We start from the raw sequence: 14716 nt of genomic DNA, 5'->3' as shown, positions 1-14716 counted from the left end.
ACCTGATGGCGCACTATAACCAGCGGCGTCCTCATGCGGCTAATGATGGCCTTTCGCCTGCGGCGAAAGAAGAAAAACTTAAACGACTGTCCGGAATTAGTTGACCACTACACTTCGCGTGCTTCGAGGAACTGGCCGACTAAAATCTCATCCTGAAATATTAAGTGCCGATATAGCCATAAGAAAAGCATTCCATATAGGGGGCGAGGATGTCTCCGTTGCAAAAAGGCTTGTGAGTAATTATCTCGACCGACCACATCTCATTTCAGAGCTGTCAGCCTCAATAGGAACGCTAGAACTGGAATCAGGGGCTATAAAAAAAGCAAAGCCACTACTGATTCATTCATCCATAAGCCCTACAGAGAATACGATTGCTCAGCTAAAGTGGATATCACAGCAGCACAAGGTCTCCATACCCGTACACAATTCACAAATTTACTCTCTTGAGGCTGATGCGATCGCACAGTTTCATGCGCAAAATTATATAAAGTGCAGAGACACACTAATGGATTTGTATGAATTCCAGCCCTTTAGTGGTGGGGCTCTGGCAGACGCCGGATATATAAGCTTAGTAGTTTTAGATGATCCCGAATTTGTATGTAAAATAAGTGAATCCTTAGGTCTAATCGTATATAACAAATTCTCATCACTGAACAACTACATTGTATCGAAACTGTTGTTAGGAAAACATTCTGATGTAGAACCAATGTTTTTATCGCTATCGAGATTAGCGAGTAACGACCGAGAAAAAGCCGTATTGTCGGCCACCATGGGAATGTTTTTCTATTGTGAAGGAAAGCTGGATCAGGCTAGAGATATGTATAAAAGGGCCAATAGCTTTTTTGAAATAACAAAGAGTCACTTTGGCTTGTCTATTTCTTTATTCTATCAAGCCATAATGGAGAGAAAAATTAACCGGAAAATTGGCAAAGACTTTTTTCAAAGAGCACTAAAAGAAGCGAAAAAGGCTACAAGGTCAGTCGAGCTTGAAGCGAGGATAAATAATGAATTGAAGAGCTACCTAGGAGGGGGATGAGACTGAGAATTAACAAGGAAGATAGGCCGCTATTGCCAAGAAGAGAAAGCAAGTATTCCGCATGGAGTGCAAATGATATCGGGGAATGAATTCCCCCCAATTTCCACTTCTAAACCCCGGTAAATATCTGTTAAATTAACACCCAATGTCGCCCGTCGGCCCCGCCGGCTCAACATGCGACATCGCCCCCTGCCGCCAAGCAAGTAGCCCGGATGAAGTGAAACTGTTTAGACCGGAGACACAGGTAACATTTGTTCGGACACATGGGTAACACTTTAAATCTTAGCAAGTAGGTCCGATTAGCGCAGCGTAATCGGACGAATGTAATTCAAGTGCATGCCGAGCAAACCGTTCTAACCAAGTTCTCTGCTCTGATGCGCACGGCGCATCCTACGTCATTCGCACTTCAAAAATCGGGACAGACCGCCATCAATCACGAACTGCGCACGATTTCCACCACACCCCGATCACCATCAACCGTGACCGACATATGATTGCTTATTTTATCCATCATGCCCGCGACATTCACCACCGCAGCCGCATGTAAAAATAACGGTATCCAACCTGGATCCGTCGATGGCGCGATCAGCACATAACCTGTGCCGATATTGGTGCCTTGCTCAGGCGTCTGCGCCACATGCGCAGGTTTCGTATGCATCAACCCGCGCACAACCAAACGACGCCCAGCCTCCAACATCACCGCTCGCATTAATTTAGCCAAAAAAAACCGGGCACAACGGCCCGGTTTTTTTTAATAATTTTGCAGACAATTACAGATTACTGAAATCGTATTTGTTTTTCATGTTGTTTTTGATCAGGTTACCAATGGATTCGGTAATACCTGCACATTGGGTACCTTCATTCAGCGTGATGTGATTGTTTACATCAACCAGGTGCATATTCGGATCGGCAATGCAGGAAGTCAGGTTGATCATGGTTCCCGGCATAGCAGCATTTTCCAACCAGTCGGTAACACGGTATGTCAGCATCACATTGGCACCCACATCGCTGTCAATGACAATGCCGTTGGTAGGTGCCAGACGAATGTCTTCAGTCACCTTCACTGTCAGGGTAAATGTACCGCCGCTGTTGTAATCATGTGTGCCTTTGATGATCAGCGCATTGCCAACCAGCTCGTCCGAATTGCTCACCACTCCCTCGCCAGGATTGGCTTCATCCAGACGAATATCGACGCGCTGATAGTTGCCCGCAGGCGCCGCAAAAGAAACATTGGCAGGATAGGCGCTGCCGTCCAGCAGATTCATCACAAACGGGCCAGTAACCGTGTAGGTGCTGCCACTTTGTGTATCTGAGTTGATAGTATCCATGCGGATATCTCGCACATGCATACGAGCTTCGGTAATGGTGAAAGTTGTCGCACTATCGCTGAAGGTAATCGGGGCGACCGTTGCCGCAGCGACACCGACCAATGTTGGCTTCGCCACGGTGACGCCATTATTTTGCACCAGCATGCTCAGTCTGGAGGTGGCCGCACTATTGCCACCATCGTTACAGCCAGCCATGGCCAGGGTTGCTAAACCGATTGCAGTAAATAGAGCCTTTTTTGCTTTCATGATATTTGCCTCTCAGGTTGTGCCGAATCACGTACAACCTCTTGTATCGCCCACCGCGCAGAGATCTTTACAAATTTGGGATAAAAATCCCAATTGCGTCACAAAGGCATAACCTTTTAGACCAATATTCGCCCTGATATTTATTATCACATTGATAATAAAGACATTTTTATTTCAGACTTTTCCGTAACAGGGGAGAAATTGCCCCCTTCTGGCCACACTAGCCGATTGATCCAGCAAAAGCTGGGCACACAGAGCGACAGCCTCCTCTGCCTGCTTGGACTCATGCTCCCTAGGCTTTTTTGCTACAATCCTGCTCAAATAATAAGCTCAAACAGGAACAGCCCATGCCGATTGAAATCGATTTTGATGCAGCACCGCCTTCTGCCGATGTTTTAAACGAAAAACGCGCCCAAGCGGTTGCCGAAAGAGCGGCATACCGCAAGAAGAACATCATTTTCACTTCTTCACTGGCGCTGCTTGTTGTGGTCTACGTGACATTCGTGATCAAGGTCATCATTCCGATGATGGCCGAGGCCGAACCCGACTGGGGCATGGCAACCTATTTTTTCCCTTATTTTACCTTTGTTATTTTTGTAGTCGGCAACGACTTGCACATTAAATTTATCGAGAAGCCAAGCAAGTTATTAGACAAAACTATCGCCGGCTTGACCGAAGCATCCGCTGTTAAAACCAACAACAAACAACCACCGGATAATATTTCCCGCTACGTAACACAAGTCGCCGCACAGGGAAGACCGCTGGTACAGGCCGAAGTTGATGCCATGAATGAATGGTTAAAACCATAGAATAAAAAACGGGCACCCAAGGTGCCCGTTTTTATTTTTCCTTTGCGAATCTTTCGCGATTATTTGCCGCCGCGACCGCCGGTAAATTCCGGATAGGCTTCCATACCGCATTCGGCGACATCCACGCCGTTGAACTCTTCTTCTTCACTGACGCGAATACCGATCACCGCTTTCAGCAGCAACCACACCACCAGGCTGGCACCGAATACCCAGACAAAAATCGTCGCGATACCGGTCAATTGCGCAACCATGGTTGCTTTTTCATTGGTCAACACCACCGCAAGCAAGCCCCAGATACCCACCACGCCGTGTACAGAAATCGCACCGACTGGATCATCAATTTTCAATTTATCCAACGCCAGGATGGAGAACACCACCAGCGCACCACCTACGGCACCAATCGCTGTTGCCGTCAGTGGCATGGGTGTCAGCGGCTCTGCGGTAATCGCCACCAGACCAGCCAATGCGCCGTTCAACGCCATGGTCAAATCGGTTTTGCCAAACAACAAGCGGGCAACAATCATCGCTGCAATCACACCGCCAGCAGCGGCCATGTTGGTGTTGACGAACACTTGCGCAACCGAGTTTGCTTCACCCACGTCGGAGATTTTTAACTCTGAACCACCGTTAAAACCAAACCATCCCATCCACAGAATAAACGTGCCCAGCGTTGCCAACGGCATGTTTGCACCGGGAATCGCATTGATTTCACCGTTTGGACCGTATTTGCCTTTGCGCGCGCCCAGCACCAACACACCTGCCAGCGCTGCTGCTGCACCACACAAATGCACCACGCCCGAGCCTGCGAAATCCAGGAAGCCCAATTCATTCAAGAATCCGCCGCCCCATTTCCAAAAGCCCTGCACCGGATAAATAAATCCAGTCATCACCACGGCAAAACCGAGGAAGGCCCACAGCTTCATACGTTCCGCAACGGCACCAGACACAATCGACATGGCGGTGGCAACAAACACTACCTGGAAGAAAAAGTCGGCCATTTTCGAATAATACGGCGCACCTTCACCACCTGCGATAACGGCAGCCTGGGTGTGATCGTCACCGATCAGCGCACCAAAATTTGGAATAATGGCACCCGCATCGCCACCGTACATAATGGCGTAGCCAAACAGCAAATACATCACACAGGCAATGGCGAACAACGCGACGTTCTTTGCCAAAATTTCAGCGGTATTTTTTGCCCGCACCATACCCGCTTCGAGCATGGCAAAGCCCGCAGCCATCCACATCACCAGCGCGCCAGACATCAAAAAATAAAATGTGTCCAACGCATAACTTAATTCTTTCACTGCTTCCATTGTTTTACTCCCGAACGGTTGCGCATTAGATTGCTTCGTGGCCGGATTCACCGGTGCGAATGCGAATAATCTGACTCAGATCAGAAACGAAAATTTTTCCGTCACCAATTTTTCCGGTTTTCGCGGCTTTAACGATGGTTTCGACCACCTGGTCTTCCATGTCATTGGCCACGGCAATTTCCACTTTCACCTTCGGTAAAAAATCCACAACATATTCCGCGCCGCGATACAGTTCGGTATGACCTTTCTGCCGACCAAATCCTTTCACTTCGGTAACGGTAATGCCTTGTACTCCCACCGCTGACAACGCTTCACGCACGTCGTCGAGCTTAAATGGCTTGATAATGGCGGTAATCAATTTCATTGCTGCACTCCTCCAATCGAAACAAACTTCTGGGGCGACTATCCCCCTGAATCCTGAGCAGACGATTGCAGCGCCTGTGCCACTATTTTTTTGCTAGTTTTTTCATGACGTTACGTCTGATTATTTTTTTCCGATCATTTTCATGCACCAAAATAAACTGCCGCAGAGTGAAAAATGCACCACTTAGGCGCACGCTGCGGGATGATTTCCCCGACCTTTCGCCGTACAATGAGCCCTTGTTCACCACTGGATTTTTAAGGAAGTATTGATGTTCGATGCCAAAATTCTTGACGAACTGTCGCACAAACTCGCTGGCGCTCTGCCGCCGGGCCTGCAGGAATTGCGCGATGATTTGCAGAAAAATTTCCGTTCCACCCTGCAAGGCGCACTGGGCAAACTCGATCTGGTGACACGCGAAGAATTTGATGTGCAAACCCAGGTACTGGCGCGCACCCGCAGCAAACTTGAAACACTGGAAAAACAACTGGCCGAACTCGAAGCGCTGATCAACAAGGACGCTAAACCCAACAGCTAAACAACCCACAAAGGGGGTCAAGGAATGTCCCTAGCCATCGTTCACACCCGCGCTGCCAATGGAATTGAAGCGCCGCGGGTGAGTGTAGAAGTACATATTTCCAACGGGCTGCCAGCGCTATCGCTGGTCGGTTTGCCTGAGGCGGCGGTCAAGGAAAGCAAAGACCGCGTGCGCGCTGCACTGATCAACAGTCAGTTCGAGTTTCCGCTCAAGCGCGTCACCATCAGTCTGGCACCCGCCGATTTGCCCAAAGAGGGCGGACGCTTTGACTTGCCCATTGCGCTGGGCATTCTGGCTGCCTCTGGTCAGTTGCCGCTGGAAGCACTGCAAGGCTACGAATTTGTCGGCGAGCTGGCGCTGGGCGGCGAATTGCGCGCAGTCAAAGGCGTGCTGCCGTTTGCGCTGCAAGCCAGTCGCGAAAATCAGGCTGTCATTATCCCGCAGAGCAACGCTGCCGAAGCGGCACTGATCAGTGATGCGGAAATTTACGCTGCCAGTCATTTGCTGCAGGTGTGCGCTCATCTCAATCGCCATCAACCACTAGCGCGCCAACCGGCCACCACGCCGATCATGACCATGAACCTGCCCGACCTGAACGAAGTGCGCGGTCAGCAACACGCCAAGCGGGCACTGGAAATCGCCGCTGCCGGCCGGCATTCGCTGCTGATGGTCGGCCCGCCGGGCACCGGCAAAAGTATGCTGGCCAGTCGTCTGCCCAGCATTTTGCCCAGCATGAGCGAGCAGGAGGCACTGGAATCCGCCGCCCTGCTGTCCATCAGCGATCAGGGATTTGACAGCGCCCGCTGGCGTTGCCGCACCTTTCGCAGCCCACACCACACCTGCTCGGCGGTGGCGCTGGCCGGTGGTGGCAGCCATCCCCGTCCGGGCGAAATTTCGCTGTCGCATCACGGCGTATTGTTTCTGGACGAGCTGCCCGAATTTGATCGCAAAGTGCTGGAAGTACTGCGCGAGCCGCTGGAATCCAAACGCGTCACCATTTCCCGCGCCACCCGCCGCGCCGAATTTCCCGCTGACTTCCAACTGGTCGCCGCAATGAACCCCTGTCCCTGCGGCTACCTTGGCGACGCCGATGGTCGCTGTCGCTGCACACCTGAACAGGTCGCACGCTATCGTCACAAAATCTCCGGCCCGTTGCTCGATCGCATCGACCTGCAACTGGAAGTGCCACGTTTGCCCAAGGAATTGTTACGCCCGCAAACCGGCACTGCCGACACTGAAGCCAGCCAGACGGTGCAGTTGCGCGTCGAGCATGCCCATCAGCGCCAGGTGGCTCGCAGCGGCAAGACCAATGCGCAATTGTCCAATCAGGAAATCGAACGCCATTGCCGACTCACCGCCAGTGATCAGTTGCTGCTGGAAAACGCCCTGGAACGACTCAAACTATCGGTGCGCGCCTACCACCGCATCCTCAAAGTCGCCCGCACCATCGCCGATCTGGCCGACAGCGACGCCATCCAAACCGCTCACCTGCTGGAAGCCATCAGCTACCGCCGTTACGACCGGGGTCGCAGCCACTAAATTTTGTCAGATTGGAAAATCACGCCGAGTTCCTGGACACTATGCAAGACGCCATGTGTAAACTTGCGGAGACTATCACCACAGACCAGATGATCAATCCGGCTTGCCGGCCAACACTAATAATCTACGGCAAACAATACCGCATCAAGTTAGCCATCCGCTGTTCACTGCGGCATGAAGGAATTCTGGATCTGAGCAGCGGCAATATTGCCACTCGAGCACTTACTGTTCGCTACTAAACATTCAGGGCCCGAAAGGGCCCTGTTTTTTTATTTACCGGCGGGTAAAAACTTCCCCAATACCTCTTCCAGCGTCGCCCACGAAAATGGCTTGTCCAAACAGAAATTCGCGCCGGCTTTTTTGGCTACGTCCAGATAATATTCGGCGCGCCCGATCAATCCGCCGGACATGGCGATAATGGGAATATCTTTATCCATCCGCCGCACAGCGATGATAAATTCAAATCCCTCGGTTTCCGGCATGATCATGTCGGTAAAAATAATGCTTGGCCGGTGGTTACCTAAAATTTCCAACGCGACCTTGCCATTTTCTGCCAGTAAAACTTCGAAACCTTCCATTTCAAAATATTCCCGCAGGCACTCGCCCCACTGAACATTGTCATCCACTACCAGCACGGTCCGTTCGGGTACGGCATCACTCATCGCCAAGTTCAACATAACCTTGTCCTCATTCTCTAAGCCGTTGACCGGCCAGTCACTTGCACCCTTGCACTCATAATCTGTTCAAAAATTTGTTCGTCCAAATATTTTTCTTGTCTTTTAGGTACAATCAAACTTTGTGGTGCTTCGCGCACCAATTCAATAAAAGCCGTGGTCAGTTGCGGATCACGCAAACCACGATTCATTTCATCTGTTAACACCTGCACCACTTCGTCATTTGACATCGCCGGCTTGTAGGGACGCGCATTCGACAAGGCATCATAGATATCGATAATTTGGAACACCCGCGCCAAATAAGGTATTGCCTCGCCCTGCAAGCCATGCGGATAACCACTGCCATTCCAAGCCTCATGGTGATAAAGAATAATGGGTACCGTAGCCCGCATACTGCTCAAACTGGCACACAAGTTGGCACCTATCTGCGGATGAGTTTTCATTACCACCCATTCCTCTGCCGTCAGCGGCCCCCGCTTGAGCAAAATGGCATCGGGGATTCCCAACTTGCCAAGATCATGCAACACACCGCCACGCCATAAGGTTTGCAATTCAGATTCCGACAAACCCAGCCTGGCACCAAACACCCGTGACAAATGTTGCAATCTGGAGCAATGATCACCGGTATTTACGTCTTTCGCCTCAACCATACGCGCCAGTGCAAACATAAACGCTTCAGCACTGTCCAATTGATCTGTAACACGTTTACTCTGTGCGGCACGAACCACGCGCGCCGCATACTCTGTTTCGCTAAATGGTTTGCGAATAAAATCCGTCGCGCCCGCCTTCAAACTACGTTCCAGCTCAGCATCATCACTGGAGGCGGTCACCATACAAATCGGCACCAGCACATTGCCCAGCGTCTGCCGTATTTCGCGACAAGCCTGATCGCCATCCATAACCGGCATGTTTTTGTCCATCAGAATCACATCAAAATCGTGTTCTGCAATCTGGCGTAGCGCCTCAGCCCCATCCACTGCCTCAGCCACCTCAAACCCCAGGCCCTGTAGAATGGTTCGCTGCAGCATCCGCTGCGATTGCGAATCATCCACAATCAACGCGCGGTAACTCACCTGTTCCGCCGCCGATGGCCATTTCCACATGTGCATACTTCCCTCTACCCGTTTCCGATTCTCAGGCCACTCATCTACCTTTTTAGCGCACATTTCCGGTAGGGGTTGATAGCGACAATGTAAAAGTGTGTAAGCCCGCCATGGCAAATCGGAGACAAAAAAAAGCCGCCCCACTCCGGAGCGGCTTTTTACGGTGTTCTGTTATCTTATTTATTCATCTGATCAATGAACGTATCGATACGGCTATTAATCATACTGTCTGGAAACCCATTGACCGGTTTTTGCGGAACGCTGGAATCGTACGTCTGCAAACCTGGCTCAAGATTCCGCGGCATTCGCATCTCGGGCCGGCGGATGGAACCTGTCTCTGCAACATGCTGGGAGACGGAATCGTCGCTGACTTCCCCCGTTACCATGTCTATCGTGATGATCATGGCTTTCCTCCTCAAAAAAACCACATTAACTGCAGTTGTCTCATTTAGGTTATCGGCTCGTGCCAGTACCACATTAACCCATATTTGCGGGCCAAACCAGAGAAAAACCTACTTGACTGATTTTTCGCCAATTACCATAGCCTTAGCTCAGGATATGGGGCCTTGGTCGTTGGTTTCAAGAGCCGCTCAACTCAGTAAATGCAAAATGTAATCCCGGTTACATTTCCATGCTTTTTTAAAGGAAACTTAGACTTATTACGTCCTGGGCAAGGTGACCCCAACCTGCCCCTGGTATTTACCCGAACGGTCACGATAGGAGGTCTCACACACCTCATCGGACTCCAGGAACAGCATCTGTGCCACGCCTTCGTTGGCATATATTTTCGCCGGCAGCGGCGTGGTATTGGAGAACTCCAGCGTCACATGGCCTTCCCACTCCGGTTCCAGCGGCGTGACGTTAACGATAATGCCGCAACGCGCATAGGTGGACTTGCCCAGACAAATCGTCAGCACATTGCGCGGAATCCGGAAGTATTCCACCGTCCGCGCCAAGGCAAACGAGTTGGGCGGGATGATGCACACGTCAGACTTCACATCCACAAAACTGGCTTCAGAGAAGTTTTTGGGATCCACCACCGCAGAGTTAATGTTGGTGAAAATCTTGAATTCGTCGGCACAACGCACGTCGTAACCATAGCTGGACGTACCGTAGGAAACGATTCGTCCACTCGCATTGGTTTTCACCTGGCCCGGCTCAAACGGTTCAATCATGCCCTCGGCTTCTGCCATACGGCGAATCCACTTGTCTGACTTTATGCTCATCACTGCGTCCGTCTAATTTTTTTAACTGTTTTGAATCACGATATTGGGGAATTTGGCTGAATAATCTCGGCCCTGAGAGGCCAAACGTGCTGCCACATGGCGGCTGATTTCCCGATAAATTTCCGCAATTTTGCCATTGGGGTCTGCCAACACCGTTGGCGTGCCGCCGTCGGCCTGCTCGCGAATGCGAATATCCAGCGGCAGAGAGCCCAGAAACTCCACGTCGTAGTCCGTCGCCATGCGCTGACCGCCGCCTTCGCCGAAAATATGCTCAGCGTGGCCGCACTTGCTGCAAATGTGGATGCTCATGTTCTCGACAATACCCAGCACCGGCACATTCACTTTCTGGAACATTTTCAGCCCCTTGCGCGCATCCAGCAAGGCAATGTCCTGCGGCGTGGTAACAATCACCGCGCCACTGACCGGAATCCGCTGCGACAGCGTCAACTGAATGTCGCCGGTTCCCGGCGGCAGATCGATCACCAGATAGTCCAGGTCATGCCAGTTGGTTTCGTTGAGTAACTGCTCCAGCGCCTGGGTCACCATCGGACCACGCCAGATCATCGGACTTTCCTCATCGATTAGAAAACCGATGGACATCGCCTGCAGGCCGTGATTTTCCAGCGGCTCCATGGTCTTGCCGTCTTTGGACTCGGGACGATCCTTGATGCCCAACATCCGTGGCTGGCTCGGACCGTAAATGTCCGCGTCCAGAATGCCGACCTTGGCACCTTCAGCCACCAGCGCCAACGCCAAATTGGCAGCGGTGGTGGACTTGCCCACCCCGCCCTTGCCCGAGGCAACGGCGATAATATTTTTGATGTTTGCCATAGGCTTAACACCATGCTGCACTGCATGCTTCTGGATGCGGCTGCTGATGCTGATGTTCACTGCGCCCACGCCAGCGATCTGACGCACTTTGGCCGTCAGCGCCTCACGCAAGCGGCTCTCATAGCCCTTGGCTGGAAATCCCAACAAAATTTCCACGCTGACATCACCGCCTTCGACGGTAATTTTCTTTACTGCACCGGCACTGACCAGGTCTTTATTCAGGTAAGGATCAACATAGGACTTCAGGCTGGTTTCAACCTGTAACTGGGAAACGGACATGTTCTCCTCCAAAACCACACACAACGCTAGTTTTTTGGCGTACCATTTTACATGATCCCGCCATTCTAGTCTGAATTAATTAAGAAAAGTTCTGCTATAATGCTGCGCTTTGATTTTTCGCCTAAGTTGCTGTATTAGCGCTTGATAATGAGCTCATGAACCTAAAAAAACGCAAACTCCTGATCACCAGTGCCCTGCCCTATGCCAACGGCCCGATCCATCTCGGCCACATGGTGGAATACATTCAGACCGACATCTGGGCCCGGTTCCAGAAAATGCGCGGGCATGAAACCTACTACGTCTGCGCCTCCGATGCCCACGGCACCCCCATCATGCTGCATGCACAAAAGCAGGGCATGGAACCTGCTGAACTGGTGAAAAAAATCAGTGCAGAGCAACAACGCGACTTCGCCGAATTTGGCGTCGCCTTTGACAATTTCCACAGCACACATTCGGACGAAAACCGCGCACTGGCCGAACAGATTTTCAATCAGCTCAACGCCAACGGTCACATCGCAGTTCGCAGCATCGAACAGGCCTATGATCCGGTCAAGGAAATGTTCCTGCCTGATCGTTTCGTCAAAGGCGAGTGCCCCAAGTGCGGTGCCAAAGATCAATACGGCGACAACTGCGAAGCCTGCGGCGCGACGTACTCACCGACCGAGCTGAAAAACGCGGTGTCGGTCATTTCCGGCGCAACCCCAATCCAGAAGCAATCCGAACATCTGTTCTTCCAGCTCAAAGATTTTGAAGACATGCTGCGCCAGTGGACAGGCAACGGCGACAACGGCGAAAAAAGCTCTACCCTGCAGCCCGAAGTCAGCAACAAACTGCGCGAGTGGTTCGACGCCGGTCTGGCCGACTGGGACATTTCCCGTGACGCGCCGTATTTTGGTTTTGAAATTCCCGACCACAAAAACAAATTTTTCTACGTCTGGCTGGACGCACCCATCGGTTACATCGCCAGCTTTAAAAATCTGTGCGCCAAGCAAAATATCGACTTCGACAGCTTCTGGAAAAAAGACAGCGATGCCGAGGTTTACCACTTCATCGGCAAGGACATTCTCTATTTCCACTCGCTGTTCTGGCCAGCCATGCTGGAAGGCGGCGGTTTCCGCAAACCCAGCGCCGTTTTCTGCCACGGCTTTTTAACCGTCAACGGCCACAAGATGTCCAAGTCACGCGGCACCTTCATCAAGGCCCGCACCTATCTGGATCATCTCAACCCGGAATATCTGCGCTACTACTTCGCCGCGCGCCTGAACAGCCGCATTGAAGACCTGGATCTGCAATTTGATGACTTCACCAGTCGCGTCAACGCAGACCTGGTCGGCAAGGTTGTGAACATAGCCTCACGTTGTGCCGGTTTTATCAGCAAGCGCTTTGATGGCAAACTGTCAGCCACGCTCGCTGAGCCTGAGCTTTACCAAAGCTTTGTTGACCAGGCAGAAATCATTGCAGAACACTACGAAGCTCGCGAATTTGGCCGTGCCACCCGCGACATTATGGCGCTGGCCGACAAAGCCAATCAGTACATCGACGAAAAACAGCCCTGGGTTGTTGCCAAACAGGAAGGCGCTGATCAGGCCCTGCAAGACATCTGCAGCATGGGCATTAATCTGTTCCGCGTGCTGATGAACTACCTCAAGCCAGTGCTGCCCGCCATGGCGCAGGCCAGCGAGGAGTTTCTCAACATTGATGCCATGCAGTGGAACAGCGTTGCCAAGCCACTGCGCGACCACCGCATCAATGCGTTCAAACCATTGATGACTCGCGTTGATGAGAAAAAAATTGAAGCCATGATTGAAGCCTCCAAAGAAGACATCCCCGCGGCTGCGCCCGCTGCAAAATCCAGCAGCACGGCCCAGACGATGGAGCCGATTTTCCCCACGATTGAGTACGATGATTTCGCCAAAATTGATTTGCGCATCGCGCGTATCGTCGAAGCAGATCACGTCGAAGGCGCAGAAAAATTGCTGCGCCTGCAACTGGATCTGGGCGGCGAAACCCGTCAGGTATTTGCTGGAATTAAATCTGCCTATTCGCCGGAACAACTCAAAGGCAAGCTGACGGTCATGGTCGCCAACCTGGCGCCGCGCAAAATGCGCTTTGGCATGTCCGAAGGCATGGTGCTGGCAGCCGGCCCCGGCGGCAAGGATTTGTGGATTTTAAATCCCGAAGAAGGCGCGCAGCCCGGCATGCGCGTAAAATAAAGTTCGCGGTAACGGATGCCACGCCACATTAAACAGGAAGCACACAGGCACGATGACTGAATTCGCACTGATCCTACTGAGTACGGTATTGGTAAACAATTTCGTGCTGGTGAAATTTCTTGGCCTGTGTCCGTTCATGGGCGTTTCGCGCAAACTGGAAACCGCCACCGGCATGGCATTGGCCACCACGTTTGTGCTGACCCTGTCATCAATCTGCAGTTATCTGGTCAATACCTATCTGCTGATACCGTTTGAACTGGAATACCTGCGCACCATCGCCTTCATTCTGGTGATTGCGGTAGTAGTACAATTCACCGAAATGGTGGTGCACAAAACCAGTCCGCTGCTGTACCAGATGCTGGGCATTTATCTGCCACTGATCACCACCAACTGTGTGGTGCTGGGTCTGGCGCTGCTGAACGTGCAACATGAGCATGGATTTTTGCAATCCGCCGTTTACGGTTTTGGCGGCGCGATGGGCTTTTCGCTGGCGCTGATTTTGTTTGCCTCACTGCGCGAGCGCATTGCTGTTGGCGATGTCCCACTGGCCTTTCGTGGCCCGGCCATCACCCTGATTACCGCTGGCCTGATGTCCACCGCCTTCATGGGCTTTGCCGGATTGGTGAAAGGTTAAGCCATGCTCACCGCCATTCTGGTTCTTAGCGCACTGGCCACCGTTTTTGGTTTACTGCTCGGCTTTGCCGCCGTGTTTTTCAAGGTTGAAGGCGACCCGCTGGTCGAGAAAATCGACAAGCTGCTGCCACAAACCCAATGCGGTCAGTGCGGCTTTGCCGGATGCCGTCCCTATGCCCAGGCCATGGCCAACGGCGAGGCAGAGATTAACCAGTGTCCACCCGGTGGTGAACCCACCATTCAGGCATTGGCGGATTTGCTGGGCGTGCAGCCCAAACCGCTGAACCCTGAAAATGGCGCAGAAAAACCCACCATGGTTGCCGTCATCGACGAGAACAACTGCATCGGTTGCACCCTATGCATTCAGGCGTGTCCGGTAGACGCCATTCTGGGCGCAGCCAAGCACATGCACACCATCATCGCCTCAGAGTGCACTGGCTGTGAACTATGCCTCCCACCCTGCCCGGTGGACTGCATCGACATGGTGCCAGTAGCCGTCCCCATCGAGCAGTGGCAATGGCCCGTCCCCCAGGGACTGGACGCCATTCCCGTCGTCGTCAAACCGTTTGAGGCACGCGCCTGAC

General features: G+C 52.0%; 17 protein-coding genes. 8 read left to right on the top strand and 9 right to left on the bottom strand.

The window, feature by feature from the left end:
* Nucleotides 1-100 precede the first annotated feature (100 nt).
* Nucleotides 101-1036, top strand: coding sequence for a hypothetical protein (locus OEW58_08895; protein MDH5301463.1), 936 nt, complete (start codon nucleotides 101-103; stop codon nucleotides 1034-1036).
* 433 nt (nucleotides 1037-1469) lie between these two features.
* On the opposite strand, the gene OEW58_08890 is transcribed toward OEW58_08895, so the two are convergent.
* Entirely contained in the window at nucleotides 1470-1745 is a 276-nt protein-coding gene (locus OEW58_08890; protein ID MDH5301462.1) for a hypothetical protein, read from the bottom strand.
* Between the two features lie 61 nt (nucleotides 1746-1806).
* Complete coding sequence (locus OEW58_08885; protein ID MDH5301461.1) at nucleotides 1807-2610, bottom strand: hypothetical protein; 804 nt, start codon at nucleotides 2608-2610, stop codon at nucleotides 1807-1809.
* Nucleotides 2611-2957: 347 nt separating this feature from the next.
* Here OEW58_08885 and OEW58_08880 point away from each other — a divergent pair, with 347 nt between their 5' ends.
* Nucleotides 2958-3419 carry a hypothetical protein gene (locus OEW58_08880; GenBank protein MDH5301460.1) on the top strand — a complete coding sequence of 154 codons (462 nt, stop codon included), beginning with the start codon at nucleotides 2958-2960 and terminating at the stop codon, nucleotides 3417-3419.
* Nucleotides 3420-3478: 59 nt separating this feature from the next.
* On the opposite strand, the gene OEW58_08875 is transcribed toward OEW58_08880, so the two are convergent.
* A complete protein-coding gene (locus tag OEW58_08875) occupies nucleotides 3479-4735 on the bottom strand; it encodes an ammonium transporter (protein ID MDH5301459.1) in 1257 nt (418 codons plus the stop codon).
* 25 nt (nucleotides 4736-4760) lie between these two features.
* Nucleotides 4761-5099 (bottom strand): P-II family nitrogen regulator, encoded by a 339-nt coding sequence (glnK, locus tag OEW58_08870; GenBank protein ID MDH5301458.1) that lies wholly within the window; start codon nucleotides 5097-5099, stop codon nucleotides 4761-4763.
* A 268-nt stretch (nucleotides 5100-5367) separates the two neighbouring features.
* On the opposite strand from glnK, the gene OEW58_08865 reads away from it, so the two are divergent.
* From OEW58_08865 to OEW58_08855, 3 genes are read left to right on the top strand one after another with little or no spacing between them, the layout of a single operon-like run.
* Nucleotides 5368-5634 (top strand): accessory factor UbiK family protein, encoded by a 267-nt coding sequence (locus tag OEW58_08865; GenBank protein ID MDH5301457.1) that lies wholly within the window; start codon nucleotides 5368-5370, stop codon nucleotides 5632-5634.
* Nucleotides 5635-5658: 24 nt separating this feature from the next.
* Nucleotides 5659-7173 (top strand): YifB family Mg chelatase-like AAA ATPase, encoded by a 1515-nt coding sequence (locus tag OEW58_08860; protein MDH5301456.1) that lies wholly within the window; start codon nucleotides 5659-5661, stop codon nucleotides 7171-7173.
* Nucleotides 7174-7226: 53 nt separating this feature from the next.
* Nucleotides 7227-7412 (top strand): hypothetical protein, encoded by a 186-nt coding sequence (locus OEW58_08855; protein ID MDH5301455.1) that lies wholly within the window; start codon nucleotides 7227-7229, stop codon nucleotides 7410-7412.
* Between the two features lie 30 nt (nucleotides 7413-7442).
* Here OEW58_08855 and OEW58_08850 read toward each other — a convergent pair whose 3' ends face one another.
* The 5 genes from OEW58_08850 to apbC all read right to left on the bottom strand — a co-directional run bounded on the left by OEW58_08850 (nucleotide 7443) and on the right by apbC (nucleotide 11286).
* Nucleotides 7443-7850 (bottom strand): response regulator, encoded by a 408-nt coding sequence (locus tag OEW58_08850; protein MDH5301454.1) that lies wholly within the window; start codon nucleotides 7848-7850, stop codon nucleotides 7443-7445.
* Between the two features lie 17 nt (nucleotides 7851-7867).
* Entirely contained in the window at nucleotides 7868-8956 is a 1089-nt protein-coding gene (locus OEW58_08845; protein MDH5301453.1) for a response regulator, read from the bottom strand.
* Between the two features lie 170 nt (nucleotides 8957-9126).
* Entirely contained in the window at nucleotides 9127-9354 is a 228-nt protein-coding gene (locus tag OEW58_08840) for a hypothetical protein (GenBank protein MDH5301452.1), read from the bottom strand.
* 255 nt (nucleotides 9355-9609) lie between these two features.
* The gene (gene dcd, locus OEW58_08835) at nucleotides 9610-10176 is read right to left on the bottom strand and encodes a dCTP deaminase (GenBank protein ID MDH5301451.1); all 567 of its coding nucleotides are present in this window, start codon (nucleotides 10174-10176) and stop codon (nucleotides 9610-9612) included.
* 21 nt (nucleotides 10177-10197) lie between these two features.
* Nucleotides 10198-11286, bottom strand: a complete 1089-nt coding sequence (gene apbC / locus OEW58_08830) for an iron-sulfur cluster carrier protein ApbC (GenBank protein MDH5301450.1) — start codon at nucleotides 11284-11286, stop codon at nucleotides 10198-10200.
* A gap of 155 nt (nucleotides 11287-11441) precedes the next feature.
* Between apbC and metG the strand changes: the two genes are divergently transcribed.
* The 3 genes from metG to rsxB are packed head-to-tail and all read left to right on the top strand — an operon-like array spanning nucleotide 11442 to nucleotide 14715.
* The gene (gene metG, locus OEW58_08825) at nucleotides 11442-13499 is read left to right on the top strand and encodes a methionine--tRNA ligase (protein MDH5301449.1); all 2058 of its coding nucleotides are present in this window, start codon (nucleotides 11442-11444) and stop codon (nucleotides 13497-13499) included.
* A gap of 52 nt (nucleotides 13500-13551) precedes the next feature.
* On the top strand, nucleotides 13552-14133 hold the full coding sequence (rsxA, locus tag OEW58_08820) for an electron transport complex subunit RsxA (protein ID MDH5301448.1): 582 nt from the start codon (nucleotides 13552-13554) through the stop codon (nucleotides 14131-14133).
* 3 nt (nucleotides 14134-14136) lie between these two features.
* Nucleotides 14137-14715 carry an electron transport complex subunit RsxB gene (gene rsxB, locus OEW58_08815; GenBank protein MDH5301447.1) on the top strand — a complete coding sequence of 193 codons (579 nt, stop codon included), beginning with the start codon at nucleotides 14137-14139 and terminating at the stop codon, nucleotides 14713-14715.
* The last annotated feature ends 1 nt before the right edge of the window (nucleotide 14716 follow it).

Source organism: Gammaproteobacteria bacterium (assembly GCA_029884425.1).
GTDB lineage: Bacteria > Pseudomonadota > Gammaproteobacteria > S012-40 > S012-40 > JAOUHV01.
This window is presented reverse-complemented; position numbering and strand designations above follow the sequence as displayed.